The 17,648-nt window shown below is 70.7% G+C and carries 18 protein-coding genes; 12 read left to right on the top strand and 6 right to left on the bottom strand.

Features of this window, described 5'->3' with window-relative positions:
- Positions 1-240: 240 nt before the first annotated feature.
- Positions 241-861, top strand: a complete 621-nt coding sequence (locus tag STRVI_RS29075) for a TetR/AcrR family transcriptional regulator (RefSeq protein ID WP_014059202.1) — start codon at positions 241-243, stop codon at positions 859-861.
- A gap of 403 nt (positions 862-1,264) precedes the next feature.
- Here the strand turns inward: STRVI_RS29075 and STRVI_RS29070 are convergent, their stop codons facing one another.
- A complete protein-coding gene (locus STRVI_RS29070) occupies positions 1,265-1,840 on the bottom strand; it encodes a TetR/AcrR family transcriptional regulator (protein WP_014059201.1) in 576 nt (191 codons plus the stop codon).
- 105 nt (positions 1,841-1,945) lie between these two features.
- On the opposite strand from STRVI_RS29070, the gene STRVI_RS29065 reads away from it, so the two are divergent.
- Complete coding sequence (locus STRVI_RS29065; protein WP_014059200.1) at positions 1,946-2,401, top strand: DUF1772 domain-containing protein; 456 nt, start codon at positions 1,946-1,948, stop codon at positions 2,399-2,401.
- Between the two features lie 32 nt (positions 2,402-2,433).
- On the opposite strand, the gene STRVI_RS29060 is transcribed toward STRVI_RS29065, so the two are convergent.
- Together STRVI_RS29060 and STRVI_RS29055 are read right to left on the bottom strand one after the other, a co-directional pair.
- On the bottom strand, positions 2,434-3,195 hold the full coding sequence (locus STRVI_RS29060; protein ID WP_014059199.1) for an SDR family NAD(P)-dependent oxidoreductase: 762 nt from the start codon (positions 3,193-3,195) through the stop codon (positions 2,434-2,436).
- Positions 3,192-3,614, bottom strand: a complete 423-nt coding sequence (locus STRVI_RS29055) for a VOC family protein (RefSeq protein ID WP_014059198.1) — start codon at positions 3,612-3,614, stop codon at positions 3,192-3,194. The genes STRVI_RS29060 and STRVI_RS29055 overlap by 4 nt, the downstream gene beginning before the upstream one ends.
- Before the next feature lie 69 nt (positions 3,615-3,683).
- On the opposite strand from STRVI_RS29055, the gene STRVI_RS29050 reads away from it, so the two are divergent.
- Positions 3,684-4,358 carry a GntR family transcriptional regulator gene (locus STRVI_RS29050; protein WP_014059197.1) on the top strand — a complete coding sequence of 225 codons (675 nt, stop codon included), beginning with the start codon at positions 3,684-3,686 and terminating at the stop codon, positions 4,356-4,358.
- A 46-nt stretch (positions 4,359-4,404) separates the two neighbouring features.
- Here the strand turns inward: STRVI_RS29050 and STRVI_RS29045 are convergent, their stop codons facing one another.
- Positions 4,405-4,977: a TetR/AcrR family transcriptional regulator gene (locus tag STRVI_RS29045; RefSeq protein WP_014059196.1), complete on the bottom strand. Its 573-nt coding sequence runs from the start codon at positions 4,975-4,977 to the stop codon at positions 4,405-4,407.
- Positions 4,978-5,016: 39 nt separating this feature from the next.
- Here STRVI_RS29045 and STRVI_RS29040 point away from each other — a divergent pair, with 39 nt between their 5' ends.
- Complete coding sequence (locus STRVI_RS29040; RefSeq protein WP_014059195.1) at positions 5,017-5,847, top strand: oxidoreductase; 831 nt, start codon at positions 5,017-5,019, stop codon at positions 5,845-5,847.
- A 147-nt stretch (positions 5,848-5,994) separates the two neighbouring features.
- On the top strand, positions 5,995-8,913 hold the full coding sequence (locus tag STRVI_RS29035) for a tetratricopeptide repeat protein (protein ID WP_014059194.1): 2,919 nt from the start codon (positions 5,995-5,997) through the stop codon (positions 8,911-8,913).
- 23 nt (positions 8,914-8,936) lie between these two features.
- Here the strand turns inward: STRVI_RS29035 and STRVI_RS29030 are convergent, their stop codons facing one another.
- Positions 8,937-9,728: an AraC family transcriptional regulator gene (locus STRVI_RS29030; protein WP_014059193.1), complete on the bottom strand. Its 792-nt coding sequence runs from the start codon at positions 9,726-9,728 to the stop codon at positions 8,937-8,939.
- Positions 9,729-9,830: 102 nt separating this feature from the next.
- On the opposite strand from STRVI_RS29030, the gene STRVI_RS29025 reads away from it, so the two are divergent.
- Positions 9,831-10,643, top strand: a complete 813-nt coding sequence (locus STRVI_RS29025; protein ID WP_014059192.1) for a sulfite exporter TauE/SafE family protein — start codon at positions 9,831-9,833, stop codon at positions 10,641-10,643.
- Positions 10,644-10,712: 69 nt separating this feature from the next.
- On the opposite strand, the gene STRVI_RS29020 is transcribed toward STRVI_RS29025, so the two are convergent.
- Positions 10,713-11,291 (bottom strand): TetR/AcrR family transcriptional regulator, encoded by a 579-nt coding sequence (locus STRVI_RS29020; RefSeq protein ID WP_014059191.1) that lies wholly within the window; start codon positions 11,289-11,291, stop codon positions 10,713-10,715.
- 80 nt (positions 11,292-11,371) lie between these two features.
- Here STRVI_RS29020 and STRVI_RS29015 point away from each other — a divergent pair, with 80 nt between their 5' ends.
- The 6 genes from STRVI_RS29015 to STRVI_RS28995 all read left to right on the top strand — a co-directional run bounded on the left by STRVI_RS29015 (position 11,372) and on the right by STRVI_RS28995 (position 17,643).
- Positions 11,372-12,145 (top strand): oxidoreductase, encoded by a 774-nt coding sequence (locus STRVI_RS29015; protein WP_014059190.1) that lies wholly within the window; start codon positions 11,372-11,374, stop codon positions 12,143-12,145.
- 378 nt (positions 12,146-12,523) lie between these two features.
- Positions 12,524-12,694 (top strand): hypothetical protein, encoded by a 171-nt coding sequence (locus STRVI_RS52955; protein WP_167543231.1) that lies wholly within the window; start codon positions 12,524-12,526, stop codon positions 12,692-12,694.
- A gap of 99 nt (positions 12,695-12,793) precedes the next feature.
- Positions 12,794-14,167, top strand: coding sequence for a PucR family transcriptional regulator (locus tag STRVI_RS29010; protein WP_014059188.1), 1,374 nt, complete (start codon positions 12,794-12,796; stop codon positions 14,165-14,167).
- Between the two features lie 263 nt (positions 14,168-14,430).
- Positions 14,431-14,922: a flavin reductase family protein gene (locus STRVI_RS29005; RefSeq protein ID WP_014059187.1), complete on the top strand. Its 492-nt coding sequence runs from the start codon at positions 14,431-14,433 to the stop codon at positions 14,920-14,922.
- Between the two features lie 74 nt (positions 14,923-14,996).
- On the top strand, positions 14,997-16,211 hold the full coding sequence (locus STRVI_RS29000; protein ID WP_014059186.1) for an acyl-CoA dehydrogenase family protein: 1,215 nt from the start codon (positions 14,997-14,999) through the stop codon (positions 16,209-16,211).
- Positions 16,212-16,347: 136 nt separating this feature from the next.
- Complete coding sequence (locus tag STRVI_RS28995) at positions 16,348-17,643, top strand: amidohydrolase family protein (RefSeq protein WP_014059185.1); 1,296 nt, start codon at positions 16,348-16,350, stop codon at positions 17,641-17,643.
- The last annotated feature ends 5 nt before the right edge of the window (positions 17,644-17,648 follow it).

Here is a 17,648-nt window from a genome sequence, read left to right as displayed (position 1 = left end):
GTGAGGGCACCGTCGGGTGCCTACCGGGCCGGGCGACGGGCTTGCGTCCGGCGGACTGATCAGGCAGCGGCCTTGAGCATGCGGTCGATAGTCGACCGATCGGCTAAAGATTAGTAGACCAGTCGTCTAATTGCCACCAGCGGCATGGACCAAGGGGGACCGGCCGACCCCCGGGCGTCCGGCGGGACGCCCGGGGGCTGCGGATTCTCGGTATAGACGATCGGTCGTACACTTACCGCCATGGGACGCACCAGTGATGCGAAGGAGAAGATCCTCAACGCCGCGCACTCGCTCATCGAGCTGCGTGGCTACTCGGCGCTGGGTGTCGCCGAGATCTGCAAGGCGGCCGACGTTCCCAAGGGCAGCTTCTACTACTTCTTCGAGTCGAAGGAGGCTCTTGCCCTGGCCGTCCTCGACGAGCACTGGCAGGCGCAGCGCGGCGACTGGGCCCGGGCCCTGCAGGACGACGGGGAGCCGCTCTCGCGGCTGCGCCGGCTGTTCGAGCAGACCCAGGCCGGTCTGCGCGCGGGCCAGCAGAGCTGTGGAACGGTCTCCGGATGCATGTTCGGCAACCTCACCCTGGAACTGAGCAATCAGACCGAGCCCATCCGCGCCCGCCTTCAGCAGATCTTCGACGCCCAGGTGGAGATGGTCGATACGGTCATCGCCGAAGCCCGGGAGCGCGGGGAGGTCACCGTCGGCGACACCCATGCCGCTGCCCGGTCGGTCGTCGCTCAGCTCGAGGGCCAGGTGCTGTTCGCCAAGCTCTACAACAACACGCAGCACCTCGAAGCCCTGTGGGACAACTGCCTGGCGCTGCTCTCCGCACGCCCGACGGGCATGGCGGCCGTCGGCTCCTGACCAGTCCGGGAGCGACCGCCCGGGGCCGTCGGTCGGCGAACAGCTTGGTGCGGGCGTAGTACCCCACCGCGCCCACGACCAGCCCGACGAGCCAGGACAGGTCGGCGCCGCCGAGGGATCGCACCAGCGGGCCGACGTAGCTGCTGCTGTTGATGAACGGCAGTTCGGCGGCGATCGACACCAGGTGGACGAGCACCGCCCACAGGTGAAGGTGCCGTACCGTCCGTTCTTCGTCAGCAGTTCGGGAATGTCGTAGTGGCCGTGGCGGGCGAAGTAGTAGTCGGTGAGGTTGATCGCGGTCCACGGCACCGCATGGCGAACCGGGCCGGGATCCCCGGGCGGGCCGAGCTGCTCGGTCGTGCTGCGCGTCCGTGGCGGGGTGGCAGGCGGCGTCCCACCGGCCTCAGCGGGGGATGAAGCGGTCGATCAGGAGGGCGAGGCGCTGGGGGACCTGGTCGGCGGGCATGCGTCCGGCACGGGTGAGGGTGACCAGTCCGTGCAGCGCGGCCCAGAACGTCTCGACGAACAACCCCGGGGCATCGGAGCCCGCGTGGTCCTGGAGAGGGTCCAGCAGGGCCTGGTACCCCTCGCGCAGGGGGGCGGGCGTGGCCTCGTCGGCGAAGGGCAGGCCGTTGTCGAGGCTGAACATCGCGTCGTACAAGGCGTGGTTGCGCTCGGCGAAGTCCGTGTAGGCGTGGGCCAGGGCGGTCACCGCCTCCCGGTCGGCCGGCCCCTCCGGCACCGCGGCCCGCAACGCGGCCGTCAGCTCGGCGAACCCCTCCATTGCGACCGCTCCCACGATCTCGTTCCTGCTCCGGAAGTGGCTGTAGAGCACGGGCTGGCTGTACTCGATCCGCTCGGCGAGCCGACGTGTGGTGACCGCGTCCCAGCCGTGGGTCTCGGCGAGTTCGCGGGCCGTTGAGACGATCAGCTGGTGGCGGTTGGCCCGCTCGCGTGCCTTGCGTTCGTGTACTGACATGACCTCGATCCTAGCATCGCTAGACAATAGTGCGTCGGCAGGTCTATCGTCGCACCAGATTCTAGCGATGCTAGGAATCGGTGCCGGGAAAACTTTGGAGGGGACATGCAGGACGTATTGGCAGTCGTCACGGTCGTCGTGGTCGGAGTGATGGTGGGCGTGGAGTTCGCGGTGGCGGTGTTCGTCAACCCGATCCTCGACCGGCTCCCGAACGACGGCGGACTCGACGCTCGCAGCGACGGGGCGCGCGTCCTGGGCAGGGTCATGCCGTTCTGGTACGTCGGCTCGGTCGTCCTCGGCGCGGTCTGGGCCGCGGTGACGTGGGGTGCCGCGGGCGCGTCGTTCATCACCGCGGGCACGCTCCTGCTCGTGCTGAGCGTGGTGATGTCGATCCTCCTGCTCGTGCCCATCAATTCGCGCGTCGCGGCCTGGTCGCGCGAGGGCGTGCCCGCGGACTGGAAGCATCAGGTGGGGCGGTGGGACCGGTTTCACTACGTGCGCGTGGGCGTCATCGTGCTCGCCTTCACGCTGTTCGCCGTCGCCCTCGTCCGGGGCGTATGACCAAGGTGCTGTCTCAGGTCCGTAGGGCTGTCTCAGGTCCGTAGGTAGGACGCGCCGTTGAGGTCGAGCACGGCTCCGGAGGACCACGCGGCCTCCGGTGAGGCCAGGTGGAGCACGGCGGCGGCCACCTCCTCGGGCGTCCCGACCCGCCCGAACGGGCTCTGGCCCCGTAGCTCGTCCCCGGTGGGACCGGCCATCTTGGGGGCCTGCCGTTCGGTCGCGACGAACCCGGGGGCCACGGAGGCCACCGCGATCGCGTGCGGCGCCAGCGCGACGGCCATCGACTGCCCGAAAGCGTGCAGCGCGGCCTTGCTCGCGCCGTACGCGGGGAAGTCGGGCTCGCCCCGGAAGGCGCCGCGGGAACCGATGTTGACGATGCTCCCGGTCGCGCCGCGGTCGATGAGATGCCGGGCGACGCAGTAGGTCATGTTCGACGCACCGAGCAGATTGACGTCGATCATGCGGTGCCAGATCCGCTGCCAGTCCGCGTAGGACACGTCGGCCACGGAGTGGCGGTTCTCGGCGGACGGCGCGATGGCGGCGTTGTTGACCAGCACATCGACCCCGCCCAGCGTCCGCACGGCCGTCTCGGCGATGTCCTGCGCCGCTTGTGGATCACCGAGATCGCCGCCGAGCAGACAATGGCCGGAGCCTGGCAAGCCTCGCAAGGTGTCCTCGGCATCCGCGAGGCCCGTCGCGTAGTGCACCCCCACGCGGTCGCCCCGCTCGGCGAACGCGTGGGCCACGGCACGGCCGATGCCCCGCGACGCTCCTGTGACCAGCACCCGCCTCATCGCACGAACACCTTCGACTCGTCACGGAACGCCTTGAACTCCAGCGCGTTGCCGGCCGGATCGTGGAGGAACATCGTCCACTGCTCCGCCGGCTCGCCCCGGAACCGAAGGCAGGGGTCGATGACGAAGTCGGCGCCCGCCGCGCGGAGCCGGTCGGCGAGCCCGTGGAAGTCCCCGGTCGACAGCAGCAGTCCGAAGTGGGGGATCGGAACCGCCTGCCCGTCGACCGAGCTGGTCCCGGTGGACACGGGGCCACCGGGGACCACATGTGTCACCAGTTGATGGCCGTGCAGATCCCAATCGACCCATTGGCCGGTGGAACGTCCCTCGGCAAGCCCGAGGACCCCTCCGTAGAACCGGCGCGCGGCATCCAGGTCATCCACGGGTATGGCCAGATGCACGGCAGGACGCACAGACATGGAGCGGCTCCCTTGGCTCGGATGGCTTCAGACCTTGCAGCACCGCACATCCGAATGTCAACATTCGACATGCCCATCGCACCGCTCCCCAGAGCCAGCCGCCGCGGACTGGCACAAGAGGCCGCCGACCTCATCCGCGAGGCGATCTTCACCGGCCACTTCCCGCCCGGATCGCCGCTGCGCGAGGTCGAACTCGCCGCCTCATTGGGGGTCAGCCGCGGATCGGTACGCGAAGGACTCGCCTTCCTCGAACGCGAAGGGCTGGTCCGGAGCGCCTGGCATCGCGGCACCACCGTCATCGACGTCACCGAGCAGGACGTCGAGGAGGTCTACGCCGTGCGCGCCGCGCTCGACCGCCTCGCGGCGACGAGCGCGCAGGGCAACGCGACCGCCGATCAGCTGACCGAGCTGGACACCCTGGTCCAGGCGATGGCGGAAGAGACCGGCGGCGAGGCGTCCGGCACGAGGCTGCTCGCGCTCGACATCGCCTTCCACGACCTGATCTACGCGGCCTCCGACAACGGCAGACTCGGCGCGGCATGGCACGCCATACGCTCACAGATCTATCTCTTCCAGCTCCGCCGTATCGCCCTCGGCTACGAGCACTACCGTGCCCGGGTGGTGGACGAACACCACGAACTGGCGAGGCTCCTGCGCTCCGGCGACCGCGAGACGCTGGCCCGGCGCGCCGAAGAACACGTCGACTCCGCTCGCCGCAGTCTCCTGACCGGACTGCACCCCTGAGCGGCTCGGATCGTGAACCGCCGGGCAGGAGCGGGAGAGACTCCTTCTAGGACCCGGTCTCGGGTGCGATCAGTGAGCGGGCCACCGTGAGCGCCGCTGCGTGGCGTTCCGCTTGTCGGCCGCCCAGTTCGCGTCCGCGTGCCGCGGCCATGACGACGGCGGACAGGGCCAGCCGTCCGCGCATCATGCCCTCGGGCCCTTCGCCGGTGGCCAGTGCGCGGGTCAGGTCGCCCAGTCGTTGCTGGAGTGTGCGCGCGGCGGCCAGGCCCCGCAGGGCGTGCTCGTTGACCTGGGCGCACACCAGCGAGGCACCGTGCTCGCCGCGGACCAGGGTGTCGAATTCCTCAACGGCTCGCATGCGGGTCGCGGCGGACGGCGGGTGGGCGCGTGCGGACTCGATGACGGCGTCGAGCGCCGGGAGCAGTTCTTCGTAGGAGCTGGTGAGCAGCTCCTCCTTGTTCGCGAAGTGGTGCAGGACGGCCTGCCTGGTGACCCCCGCCTGCTTGGCGACCTGAGTCAACGAGGTCAGCTCGTAGCCCTGCTCGGTGAACATCTTCAGCGCGATGGCCCGCACGCGCCGACGGGTGTCGGTACGCCTTCGATCGGCTTGCTCCGGCATATTCAACTGCCTTACTGGTAAGTCAGGTATTCTGGGCGCATGAATGGCACAGAGAGCAACCTACCCGCTGGTGGGAGCGGAATCGACGCATCCTCGCCGATCCTCGACGAAGGGCTTGCGGGGCGGCGCGCGCTGGTCACGGGCGGGAGCCGCGGGCTCGGCGCGGCGATCGTGCGGCGACTCGCCGCGGCGGGCGCGACCGTGTTCGCGGCAGCCAGATCGGCGCCGCCCGAGGGTTCGCTGCCGGCGCGGTTCTTCACCGCGGACCTCGCGGACCCCGACGGAGCACGGCAGTTGGCGGAGCGGGTGCGCGACGCCGCCGGCGGGGTGGACATCCTCGTCGACAACGCCGGTGCCGGCAGCGCCCCGGAGTCCACGCTGACCCGGCCGCCGGCAACCTGGCAGTCGGACCTCGAGAGCAATCTGCTGTCCGCGGTCCGGCTGGACCAGGAACTGGTCCCGGGCATGGTGGAGCGCGGCTCGGGGGTCGTGGTGCATGTCTCGTCCATCGCGAGCCATCTGCCGCAGCCGGGCCAGGCGGCCTACGCGGCGGCCAAGGCCGCGCTGAACAGCTACAGCCGCTCGCTCGCGGCCGAGGTCGGCCCGGCCGGGGTGCGGGTGGTCTGTGTCCTGCCGGGCTTCATCGCCACCCCGGGGGCGATCGCGCACCATCAGAAGATCGCCGACAGCCAGGGGGTTTCGCTGGAGGAGGCGCAGCGCGGCCTCGCGGCGCGGCTGAACGTGCCGATGAACCGCCCCGGAACCCCTGAGGACGCCGCCGAGTTGGTCGCGTTCCTGGTGTCGGAGCGGGCGCGCTGGCTCACCGGATCACAGTTCCGCGTCGACGGAGGCATCCTCGCCCAGGTGTAGCCCGATCGGCGCCACGGCCGCTCCGCGCTCAGGGGGGCGCTCAGGAGGGGGCGCTCAAGGACATTTCCACCATAAGTGTCCTTGTCCGGTGGTTCACTTGGCTCAGGCGTGCCCGCGGGGGGCACAGTCCGAGGGGGGAACACCGATATGGCCACGCCCATCGTCACCGCACTGGCGGTGTATGAAGCCGGCAAGAAGGCGTACGAGGCATACCAGGGCATCGTCGCCTTCGTCAGCCTCGGCAGTCACACCCCCACTCCCGAAGAGCAGATCCTGGCCCGGCTGGAGGTGCTGCACCAGGATTTCGTCGCCCTCCAGGGGCGGTTCGACGAGGTGCTCGAGGCCGTGAAACAGGCGGTCAGGGTCGAGCAGCAGGCGTATGTCCTCAATCTGCGGCGCGATCTGGAGGGGCTGCGCGGGCGGGCCCGCACGGCCATGGACGAGCTCAGCGCCTGGGTCGCCGACGGGCGCAAGGACCCCCTGCTGCGGTCCAACGCGGACAACAACTCACGGCTGGCGGCGAATACGCTGCTGGAGGGCGACTCGTACTTCTACCGCCCGGATCCGAATGCGCCGGAAAGCGTCTTCGATCACCGGCTGGCGTATATCGCCTACGTCTATGTGCTGACCGTCCGGTTCGGCGTGATCGCCGGTCTCAATCCGCAGTACCGCGAGGACCGGCTGGCCCGCGAGGAGCTGACCCGGCACGCGGCGCGGCTGGACTGGGTGTTCCAACACGCCGACCAGGCCATCGAACCGTATACCGGGGGCGGTCCTGACAACCGCGGCAGCTACTTCCTGGCCCACCAGTGCGTGGACCACATCACCGGCTACGACACGGGGCACACCGAAGTCGGGTGGCGTCCGGGAGGGCAGGCCGAGTATGACGACGCCCGCGCCTACTACGCCGATCTGCTGCGTGCCGATATGCGGGTCAGGACGGGTCTGGCCAAACTCATGGGCCTCCACGACACCGTGGCCCACTGGGCCAAGGACCCGCGCACACCCGGATGGTCCCCCTGGACCCCGGTGGAGGTGCCGGACAGCATCGTGACCCTGGCCGCGGCATCGGACCGGCCGGGGCACACCGTGCTGGTGTGGCGGGACCCGGACAAGGACCAGCTCCGCACCACGTCCTACGACGCCACCGCCGCCGCACCGGCCTGGAAGCCGTCGGTGGCCATCAGCGCGGAGAACACGGTGCGAAAGGAACCCACGCCGTGCGCCGTGTCGTCGGGGCCGGGTCTGATCACCGTGGTGATGCGGGGCAAGCAGGGCGGCATCTACGCCACGCGCACCGACCCCACCCGGCCGACCGGATGGCTGGACGCCCCGGTCGAGGTGAGCGGCGGCACCACCGATGTCTCGTTCGGCGAGGCCGCCGCCTCACCGGGCTCGGTCGTCGTGATGTGGCAGGACAATGGCACCGGCACGCTGATGGCCGCGTTCCAGGACGCCAAGGGGGCATGGGGGCCACCGCAGGCGGCGACCCCGGCAGGCGCCATTTCGCTGAACTCGGACCTCGCGGTGGCCTGTCCGGCGCCCGGGGTGGTGCTGGCGGTGTGGACCATGAACGAGCGCACGGTGCACAGCGTCACCTACGATTCCCACGCGCCCGTCCCCGCGTGGAGCGCACCCGCCCAGATCGCCGAATTCCCCGGGAAAGACTTCGCGTCGTCCATCCACGCCATGGGCACCGGCGACGGAAAGGCCGATGTGGTCTGGCAGGGCGCCTTCGGAGCCATGTGGAACATCCACTACGACGGCGGCTGGAGCGCCCCGGCCGAGATCACCCCGCAGCACCTCACCAATTGGGGCGAGCCCTACACGATCGTCCCCGCGGTGACCGGGGACCGGCGGCTCAACTGGTTCTGGCAGGGCCGGGACAGCCGCGTTCAGACCATCTACCGGGATCCCCAGCAGCCCCAGTGGTCGGCACCGCAGCGGCTCGGACAGCCCTGGTGGTCGTACGCCGAACTGGCGGCCGCGGCGCCGTCGACGGCTGGGAGCGTATCGCTCTACCGGGTCGACTTCGGCAGCGAGATCGGTGAGGTGCCAAGGCTCCAGACGTGTTTCTACGACACGGCCACGCCGACGGCGTCGGCCCGCATCGCGGACGCCCGAGCGCTGGTGGCGCGGGCCCAGACCCTCTGGAACCTGCCGGGCCCGGTGCGCGAGGAGGCCAATGCCCGGGCGGCCGACGCGATCGCCGTTGCCCGCGAGGTCGTGGCCCTGGACTCCGGCTTCCGGGCGACGCTCGCGCAGTGGCTGGTGTTCCCGGCGGGCACGTACCTGATGGGCAGTGGCCACCACGATGAGGCCATCGCCCGTATGCAGGAGGCCCTCGGCCTCTACGACGCACTGATCCATGAGCAACCCGGAGCTGAGGAGCTGCTCTACCGAAAGGCGTGGACGCTGGTCAACCTGGCCCAGGCTCTGTGGGGCAAACCCGACCATGCCCAAGGCGCACAGCGTGCGGTCGAGGCCACCGACCTGCTCCGCCAACTCGCCACCAGGACACCCACCTACCGGCCCGGGCTCGCTCAGTGGCTGGTGTTCCCGGCGGGCACGTATCTGATGGGCAGTGGCCGCCACGACGAGGCCATCGCTCGCATGCAGGAGGCCCTCGGCCTCTACGACAAGCTGATCGGTGAACAGCCCGGATCTGATGACCTCCGCTACCGAAAGGCCTGGACGCTGATCAACCTGGCCCAGGCTCTGTGGGGCAAACCCGACCACAGCCAAGGCGCACAGCGTGCCGTCGAGGCCACCGACCTGCTCCGCCAACTCGCCACCGAGAACCCCGGGAGGTATCGCGGAGGGCTGGGCGACTGGCTGATGTATCCGACGATCCCCTACCTGCGGCAGTCCGGCCGGAAGGACCAGGCGCTCGCGCGGGCGCAGGAAGCCGTGGAGATCTTCACCGCGCTCAACGCGACGGATCCCGCGGCCTACGGGCCGAAGCTGGCGGCGGCGAAGAAGCTCGTCGCCGACATCCAGGCCGAAACGCAGCCCGGCGATGTCCGGTCCGGCGATGTCCAGCCCGGCGATGTCCAGTCCGGCTGACGCGCCCGGGGCCGCGCCGGGCGTCAGCCCCGGTCGCGGCTGCCCGTGGCGTCGGGGCTCCGGTACGCCGTCGGCGGTTGGCCGAGGAGTTTTTTGAACGCGGCCGTGTAGGCGGCGGGGTTGTCGTAGCCGAGCTGGGCCGCGATGCGTGTGACGGGCATGCCCGCGGTGAGGTGCTGAAGGGAGTGCAGGACGCATGCGCGTTGCCGCCATTGCGAGAAGCTCAGGCCGGTGCCGCGCTGGAACAGGCGGGCCAGGGTGCGTTCGCTGATGCTGAGGGCAGCGCACCAACGGGCGGGCGGGTCATGGATGTCCGGCTTCCGCAGGAACACCTCGCACAGGTCGCGCAGCCGCGGATCGGAGGGCAGCGGCACATCGAGCGGCAGCGGGGTGAGGTTCCTGAGCTCGTGGAGGATGAGGGCCGCCACCGCCGCGTCGCGGCTGTGCTCGGGGTAGCGCGGCTCCATCTCCACGGCCTCCAGGATCAGCGCCCGCAGCAGCACGGAGACGTCGACGGCCTGACAGCGGGCGGGAAACCACGGCACGGCGGCGGGCTCGACGTAGAGGCTGCGGGTGCTGACGTCCGTCATCGTGACCTGATGCCCGGTCGCCGGCGGGATCAGCACGGCGCGGGCGGTGGGTATCGTCCAACTGCCGTCCGCCGTCTCGACCCGCATCACACCGGTGGCCGCGTACAGCACCTGGGCGCGGCGGTGCTCGTGCCAGACGAGCAGATGATCCTGGGGGTAGTCGGTGCCGATGGCCAGCACGGCACGATCGAGGTCGTCCACCTCCGCGACCCGGATGTTGCGCATACCGCGAGGCTACGCGGGACCGCGCGCCGCTGTCTGCTGCGCGTAGGAACATGGCAATCCGTCGATTGCCCGCCACGCCTGCTGGTATCTAGCGTCTGACCAGTGCTGACCTCGTTTTCCACTCTTCTGTTCCTCGGGTGCCTGACCGGCATCACGACGGTGCTCTTCGGCTTCGGCGGCGGTTTCATCACGGTCCCCGTCGTCTACGGCGTTCTGACCGTGACGGCGTCTCCGGGAAGAGACGCGGACGCCATGCACATCGCCGTGGCGACCTCGGCGGCGGTCATGGTCGTCAATGCCGCCGCGGCGGCGCTGGCCCAGTGGCGACAGGGCCGACTGCGCCGCGCGTACGTCTGGCCGCTGGCGGCGTTCATCGCGGTCGGCGCCGTCGTCGGATCCTTCGCGGCCACCTTCATCGGCGGTACGGCGCTGCGCCTGCTGTTCGCCGCCTACCTGCTGGTGACGATCGCGGACAGCCTGCTGAGGAAGGGCTTCCTCTCCGTGGCGCATCAGACGCGCCCGGAACCCCTGGGGCGGCGCACCACCACCCTCGGCGGAATAGGCATCGGCCTGGTGGCCGCGGGCCTGGGGGTGGGCGGCAGCGTCATGACGGTTCCGCTGCTGCGCCGCAGGGGTCTTCCCATGGCCGAGGCGACCGCCATGGCCAACCCCCTCAGCGTCCCCGTCGCCCTGGCCGGAACCCTCGTCTACGCCCTCGCCCCCGCCACATCCGCCGGCCCGGGACAGCTTGGCTACGTCGATCTCACCGCGGGCGCCGCCCTGCTCATCGGATCACTGCCCACCATCGCCGTGGCGAGGCGCGTCACCGGCCGGGTCCCGGACCGGGTCCACTCCGTCGCCTACATCGTCCTGCTCCTGATCGTGCTGGTCGTGATGGTGACCCTGGGAGTCTGACGCGTCTGACGCGCCGGTCTCCCGGACAGGCTCTCCCGGACACGCCTCGTCGGCGCGAGGCGCGGCGGCTCAGCCCGCGTTCCGCGCGCCGAAACGCAGGCCGTCGAAGAGGATCGCCGTGATCTGCACGGCTTCGTCCTGCCAGCCCTCCGTGGTGTGCATTCCGCAGATGCCCCCCAGCGCGCGCAGCAGTGTGCGTCCGCTGACGCCGCCGCGGATGGTGCCGGCCGTTGTGCCCGCTTCGAGCAGTTGCTGGAGAGCCTGTGCCATCCGCGTGCGGGCGTCATCGAAGATCGGTGAGTCCGTGGCCATGATGCTCTCCAGCGCGACGGCCATTCCCTTGCCCACGGCCGCGTGCTCCACGAGCAGCAGCAGGAACTGGCGCAGGGCCTCGTCCGGGGCATGCAGGCCAAGGAGTTCCGCAGGGGCTGCGCACAGCTCGTCGACCTCCTGGCGGTAGACCTCCTCGACGAGGGCCTCGCGTGTCTCGAAGTGGCGGTAGAGCGTCCCGACCGCCACTCCGGCCCGCCGGGCGATCTCTTCCACATGAGCGTCGGCCTCGCCGGTGAGGAACGCCTCCCGCGCCGTGGCCAGGAGTGCCTCGCGGTTGCGGCGCGCATCGGCGCGCATCGGACGTGACGACGGCAACAGTGCCTCCGTAAGGTGAGTCGGGTTCCGTTTATGTATAGTTTCCGGAGTCGGGTTCACCTTACTGGAGGGGCACTCCCATGACAGTTCCGGAGGAGGGGCTCAGCGGCCTTCGTGTGCTGGTCACCGGTGGCAGCCGTGGTCTGGGCGAAGCGACCGCCCGTCGATTCGCCGCCGCGGGCGCGACGGTGCTGACCGCCTCGCGCGGCGCGCCTCCGGAGGATCTGCCGGTCACCTTCATCCCCGCGGACCTCGCGACGGAGCAAGGAGCGGCGGAGCTCGGCCGACGGGTCATCGACAGCGTGGGCGGGGTGGATGTCCTGGTCAACAACGCGGCCGCCGCGAGCGCCCCGATGCCGACCCTGACGCGGTCCGACGCGTCGTGGCGTGCGGACCTCGAGATGAACCTGCTCAGTGCCGTCCGGCTCGACCGGGCCCTGGTCCCGGGGATGGTCGAGCGGGGTTCCGGCGTCGTCGTGCACGTCTCGTCGATCGCGAGCCGTCTGCCGCAGCGCACCGAAGCGTCCTACGCGGCGGCCAAGGCGGCGCTCAACGCCTACAGCCGCGAGCTGGCGACCGAAGTGGGAGAGCACGGAGTGCGGGTGGTGTGTGTCCTGCCGGGCTTCGTGGCCACCGAGGGCGCCGTCCAGCACCTCCAGCGCATCGCCGACCGGCAGGGCGTTGGCGTGGCGGAGGTCCAGCAGCAGATCGTGGATCACCTCAATGTGCCGATGGGCCGGCCCGGCGATCCCGAGGACGTGGCGGAGATGATCGCTTTCCTCGCATCCGGCCGCGCGAAGTGGCTCACGGGAGCCCAGTTCCGGGTCGACGGCGGCATCATCCCCGTGGCGTAGCGCCCAGGGCCAGGCTGTCTCCGGTCGGCCCGAGCCGCGCCCGGCCCGTCGTCCTCGTCCACGCCGGATCCCTGACCGGCGGTTCGGGCAGCGGCCTGAGCAACCGGGCTCCCGGTGAAGGCCAGCGCCTGGCCGGCGTGGTGATGGCGGCGGTGCGCGTGATGCGTGGGTTCATGACGGAGAGCCGCCCTTCGTGGCGGCGTTCCTGAGTGGTCTGTGAGGCTTCGTCATGCCTCAGCACACTCCCGTTTCCCGGACGGTCCCGACAATCCGGCCCGCCCCGGGGGATAGCCCCCGGGGGAGTGCGCCGGGCCCGGCGGCCAGGAACCCCGTTTCAGGGGCGCGGACGGTCGCCCACGCACACGCCGGGTGGGTCACATGAGCTTGTCGTCGATGCCGAGCGAGCCGACGATGGACCGCAAGCTCGCGATGAGCGGCGCGATGGAACCGTCGCCGGCCTCGGCGCGGCTGATCGCGCAGATCCGGACACTGTCGGAGGCATCGGCGATCAGCCCGGGGTGGACGATGGCTTCGGCGACCGGCGGTTGATCAGTCCCTCGCCTTGGACCGAGTATGGCGTCACATCATCCGATCACCGCGACCGGGATCGATGATTCCGTCGCGGCGCCGTAGCCCGAGGGAGACAGTGTGACCGAGACCGGTGGGCGGCGGCCGGGACGGGCCTGGATCGCGCGGCTGGGCCCGCGGGGTGCGGTCGACCTGGACCGAGCGGCGAGCCCGCGCCCGATCGTCGAGGACGCCGTCGCGCGCGTCGGCGCGGACCCGGTGCGCTGGGTGATCGAGCTGAACTCCGTGGTCGTGCGGCGGATCGTCGGCGAGGTGCCGGACCTCGGCGGTAGTCCGGCCGCGGTCGAGCTGCTCCGCCGAGGCAATGAAGCGACTACTCTGCGGGCGCTGTTCACTCTGGTGGACGGCCCGGCAGTGGCCCCGCCCACCGATGACGCGATCCTGGAGGGCATCCACGAGTTCGTTCACCGGGCCGTACCGCTCGAGCGGGTGTTGCACGGCGTCCGGATCGGGCATGCGGCGACGACCGAGGCGTTCCTGCGGGCCTGTGCCGAGCTGGTCGACCCGGAGGCGGCGGTCGATGAGGTCACGGCGATCTCCCGCGAGCTGTTCTCCTACGTCGACGACCTCTCCGACACCATGATCCGCGCCTACCTCGTGGAGCACGAGGTGTGGAGCACCAGCGCGGCCGCGGCACGGGCCGACATCGTGCGTTCCCTGCTGAGTGATGCCACGGCCACGGCCACGGATGTCGGTGAGGCGTCGCGTGCCCTCGGCTACGACCTGCGCCGGACCCACGAGGCGGTGGTGGTGTGGTCGGACGTGCCGAACGGCAGCTCCACGCTGCAGGCGGTGGCCACCGAGGCGCTCCGGGCCCGGGGCGCCACCACGACGCTGGTCGTCCCCGTGGCCTCGGGGCGGTTGTGGGCGTGGGGCACGGTGCCTTCGGACGGCACGGTGACTTCGGACGGTACGCGCCGGACCGGTTCGTGGGAGACCATCGCGGAGGCGCTGGCCCGGCAGCGGACGCAGGCGGCCTTCGGGACCCCGGGCGGCGGCGTCGAGGGCTTCCGTCGCTCCCACCGCGAGGCCCGGCGCGGGGAGCGGGTCGAGCGACTGCGGCGCGAGGCCGGGCGGGTGCCGAGGCATGCGACCGCCTACGCCGACGTGGCCGCCATCGCGCTGTTGGCCACCGATCTCGACGCGGCCGGTGACTTCGTACGACGTGAACTCGGCGGGCTCGCAGCCCGCAGCGCGTCGATGGAGGCGCTGCGGACCACGCTGTACCACTACATCGGCGCCGAGCGCAGCCTCGCGGATGTCGCCCGACGCCTGCACGTGGCCAGGGGGACCGTGACCTACCGCGTGAAGCGGGCCCAGGAGGTGCTGGGACACGGCCTGGACGACCGCCGCTTCGCCCTCCACACGGCGCTGGCGCTCACCGAGGAACTGGGGGACGCGGTCCTCCTGCCCCGCGACGTGAATGAGCGGTGAGCCCGGAGTGCCGGTCGCAGTCCGGACCGGTGCGGCGGACCAACGGACCCGTGCGCCAGACCAACAGACCGGTGTGGCAGACCAACCGACCGGTGTGGCAGACCAACAAACAGGTGTGGCAGCTCAACAGGCGGCCGGAATCCTGAGCCGACAGACCAAGCGCCCGCCCCGGCAGCCGGAGTTCACTGTGTGATGTCGGACGCGGGGCCACACAACACCACGCATCCCGACAGACGAACCCATACACCTACGGGAGGCGCACGATGATCAACCGAGAGACCTTCGTCGAGCTGATGAGCGGGGTGTGCTCGCCGGTCACCGTGGTGACGGCGACGACCGCCGACGGACGACCGCGCGGCACCACCGTCTCGAGCCTTGCCTCGCTCTCACTCGACCCTCCGCTCGTGAGCTTCGCCCTGGACCGCTCCTCGCGGCTGCTGCCCCACCTCCAGCCGGGGGACCGGGTGGGAGTGAACATCCTCGGCGCCCACCAGCGGGAACTGGCGTCGGCATTCGCCCGCCGGAGGGGTTCGGGCTCGAAGTTCGACGGCGTCACCTGGACCCTCCGCGCCGGACTGCCCTACCTGCCCGAGTCCGCCGGCTGGACGGCGGGACGCGTCGAACGCCACGTGGACGGCGGTGACCACATCCTGCTCGTCGTCGGCGTCGAGGAGGCCGAGCCGACCCCTGCGGCCCCGCTGACCTACGCACGCCGGGTCTTCGGCACCCACACCCCTCTCGCCGTCGCGAGCTGAGCCGTCCGACCCGTCCGACCCGTCCCACCCGTACGACCCGTACCCGCCTGATCCCCGACACCGAAATGACGACGATGACCATCACCCTGGACGTTCCCCGCACCACCGACACCGCGCGCGCCCTGCGGTCCGAGCTCGTCGAGCGCGCCGCCACCCTGCGACCGCTGATCGCCGCGGGCGCCGATCGGACCGACCGCGAGCGCATGGTCCCCGCCGAGAACATCGGCGCCCTGGCCGAGGCCGGCCTGCTCTCGCTGATGCAACCCGCCCGCTACGGCGGTCTGCAGACCGACTACCGCACCCTGCTGGAGGTCAGCCGCGAGGTCGGGCGGGCCTGTGGCTCCACCTCCTGGCTGACCTCCCTGCTCAACGCCAGTGCGTGGTTCGTCGGGCTCTTCCCGGCCCGGGCCCAGGACGACGTCTGGGCCCACACTCCCCACGCCCGAGTCGCCGGTGTCGTGACCCCCTCGGGCACCGCGCGCGTGGTCGAGGGCGGGTACCGGGTGAGCGGGCGCTGGGCCCCCGCCTCCGGGTGCGCCCACGCCGACTGGGCGGTCCTCGGGGTCACCCGGCCGGACGCCGAGGGCACATCGGACGCCGTCGGCATCGTGTTGGCGCCGATGTCGGAGCTGACCATCGAGGACACCTGGTTCGTGGCGGGCATGCGCGGGACCGCGTCGAACACGCTCGTCGGCGAGGACCTCTTCGTGCCCGCACACCGCTTCCACTCCGTCCCCGACGCCGTCGAGGGCCGCTACGCCACACCCTTCACCGACGAGGCGCTCTACCGGGCACCGTTCGTGCCGACCGCCGCGCTCGTGTTGACCGGGCCCCAGCTCGGGCTGGCCGCCGCCGCTGTCGATCTCCTGCTGGAGAAGGCCCCGCGGCGAGCTCTGACCTTGACGAGCTACGCCTCTCAGGCCGAGGCACCCACCATCCAACTCGCCGCCGCGAAGGCGGCGTCGCTCGCCGACTCCGCCCAACTGCACGCCTTCCGCGCGGCCGCCGACATCGACGAGGCCGCGCGGGCCGGGGTGTTCCCCGATTACGACGCGCGGGCACGGATACGGATGGACGCGGGAATGGCGGCGGTCCACGCGCGTGAGGCGGTCCGCATCGTGTGCTCTGCCCAGGGCGCTTCGAGCTTCGGCGAGTCCAACCCGCTGCAGCGCATCTGGCGGGACATCGAGACCGGGAGCCGGCACGCCGTCCTCAACCCCGAAGTGGCCGCCGAGATCTACGGGAAGTCGCTGTTCGGCATCCGGGGCACGGTGTCCGTGATGGTGTAGGAAGACGCTGAGCCGATCGACACCCCCGTCCGATCGACACCCCGTTCTCCCCGCGTACGCCATGCGCCGAACCGGAGTTGGGATCGGCCGCCGCGCCCGAACACGCACCGCCCCGAATCCTGATCAAGGAGCCAACGTGGCCATCCGCCTCTATCGCAACGCTTGCCTGCTCACCATGGATGAGTCGTTGGGGGACTTCGACAACGGCGATCTCTTGATCGAGGGAGACCGCATCGTCCGGATCGGTACCGTGCTGGAGGCGCCGGCCGGCGCCGAGGTCGTCGACGCCACCGGCCGCATCATCGTCCCGGGCTTCGTGGACACTCATCGCCACATGTGGCAGGCCATCCTGCGGGGTATTGCCCCTGCCCACACCCTTCGGCAATCCATGGACAACATCCTCGGCGAGTTCGGCCCCGCCATGACGCCGCACGACCTGTACACCGGCGATCTCCTCAGCGCCCGCGCCGCGCTCGCCTCCGGCGTCACCACCATCCAGGACGTCTCCGATATCCAGAACACGCCAGAGCACAGCGACGCTCTGGTCACCGCTCTGCGGGAGTCGGGAATCCGCGCCGTGTTCGCCTACGGCAAGAGCCTTCCGCAGATCTTCGCGCACGGGGCCGTTCTGCCCGACGACGCACGTCGCGTCCGCGGCCAGTTGCCGGCGGACTCGGATGCGCTGGTCACCATGGCGCTGGTGACGGAGGGCGGCAGCGATGAGGACGAGCTGGCCAACGCCGCTCTGGCACGAGACCTGGATGTGCCGGTCGCACGGCACTTCTCCCCCCGCCTGTCAGCGGCCCATCTGCAGAAGATCGGTGCCCTGTTGCCCGGCACCACCTTCATTCACGCCAACGGCCTCAGCACCGAGGAACTGGCCGTCATCGCCGACAGCGGCGGCAGCATCTCCGTCTCGCCCGCCACCGAGATGATCATGGGGCTCGGTTACCCCGTGATCGCTCCCGCCCATGCTCAGCCGAACCTGACGGTCACCCTGAGCGTGGACTTCGAAGCCACCGTCGCCGCCGACATGTTCACCCAGCTTCGCGCCGCCTACCAGGCCGGCCGCCACGCCCACCACACGGCCGGCACTGCCAGTGGCATCACCGTGCGCGACGTGCTGCGCATGGCCACCCTGGACGGGGCCCGTTCTCTCGGCCTGGCCGACCGTACGGGCTCGCTCACGCCCGGCAAGCAGGCCGACCTCCTCGTCCTGCGCGCCGACCGGGTCGACGTCGCCCCCGTCCACGATCCCTACAGCACGGTCGTCCTGCAGCTGGACCGCTCCCACATCGACACCGTCACCGTTGCCGGACGCGACCACGTCAGGGCCGGCCGCCTCCTCGCGGACAGCCGACACCTTCTGGAGGACGCCGCCGCCACCGCGCGTCGCCTGCTCGAAGCCGGTATCACCGCGGCACACAAGTAGCAGCC

Origin of the sequence: Streptomyces violaceusniger Tu 4113, from assembly GCF_000147815.2 — a bacterium.
In the GTDB taxonomy this organism is placed as follows: domain Bacteria; phylum Actinomycetota; class Actinomycetes; order Streptomycetales; family Streptomycetaceae; genus Streptomyces; species Streptomyces violaceusniger_A.
Note: the sequence above shows the minus strand (reverse complement) of the source record. Positions and strands in the feature narration are given on the sequence as shown.

Coding starts and splice junctions, on each gene's coding strand:
- STRVI_RS29075 (WP_014059202.1), top strand. CDS start 241: ATGGGACGCACCAGTGATGCGAAGGAGAAGATCCTCAACGCCGCGCAC.
- STRVI_RS29070 (WP_014059201.1), bottom strand. CDS start 1,840: ATGTCAGTACACGAACGCAAGGCACGCGAGCGGGCCAACCGCCACCAG.
- STRVI_RS29065 (WP_014059200.1), top strand. CDS start 1,946: ATGCAGGACGTATTGGCAGTCGTCACGGTCGTCGTGGTCGGAGTGATG.
- STRVI_RS29060 (WP_014059199.1), bottom strand. CDS start 3,195: ATGAGGCGGGTGCTGGTCACAGGAGCGTCGCGGGGCATCGGCCGTGCC.
- STRVI_RS29055 (WP_014059198.1), bottom strand. CDS start 3,614: ATGTCTGTGCGTCCTGCCGTGCATCTGGCCATACCCGTGGATGACCTG.
- STRVI_RS29050 (WP_014059197.1), top strand. CDS start 3,684: ATGCCCATCGCACCGCTCCCCAGAGCCAGCCGCCGCGGACTGGCACAA.
- STRVI_RS29045 (WP_014059196.1), bottom strand. CDS start 4,977: ATGCCGGAGCAAGCCGATCGAAGGCGTACCGACACCCGTCGGCGCGTG.
- STRVI_RS29040 (WP_014059195.1), top strand. CDS start 5,017: ATGAATGGCACAGAGAGCAACCTACCCGCTGGTGGGAGCGGAATCGAC.
- STRVI_RS29035 (WP_014059194.1), top strand. CDS start 5,995: ATGGCCACGCCCATCGTCACCGCACTGGCGGTGTATGAAGCCGGCAAG.
- STRVI_RS29030 (WP_014059193.1), bottom strand. CDS start 9,728: ATGCGCAACATCCGGGTCGCGGAGGTGGACGACCTCGATCGTGCCGTG.
- STRVI_RS29015 (WP_014059190.1), top strand. CDS start 11,372: ATGACAGTTCCGGAGGAGGGGCTCAGCGGCCTTCGTGTGCTGGTCACC.
- STRVI_RS52955 (WP_167543231.1), top strand. CDS start 12,524: ATGAGCTTGTCGTCGATGCCGAGCGAGCCGACGATGGACCGCAAGCTC.
- STRVI_RS29005 (WP_014059187.1), top strand. CDS start 14,431: ATGATCAACCGAGAGACCTTCGTCGAGCTGATGAGCGGGGTGTGCTCG.
- STRVI_RS29000 (WP_014059186.1), top strand. CDS start 14,997: ATGACCATCACCCTGGACGTTCCCCGCACCACCGACACCGCGCGCGCC.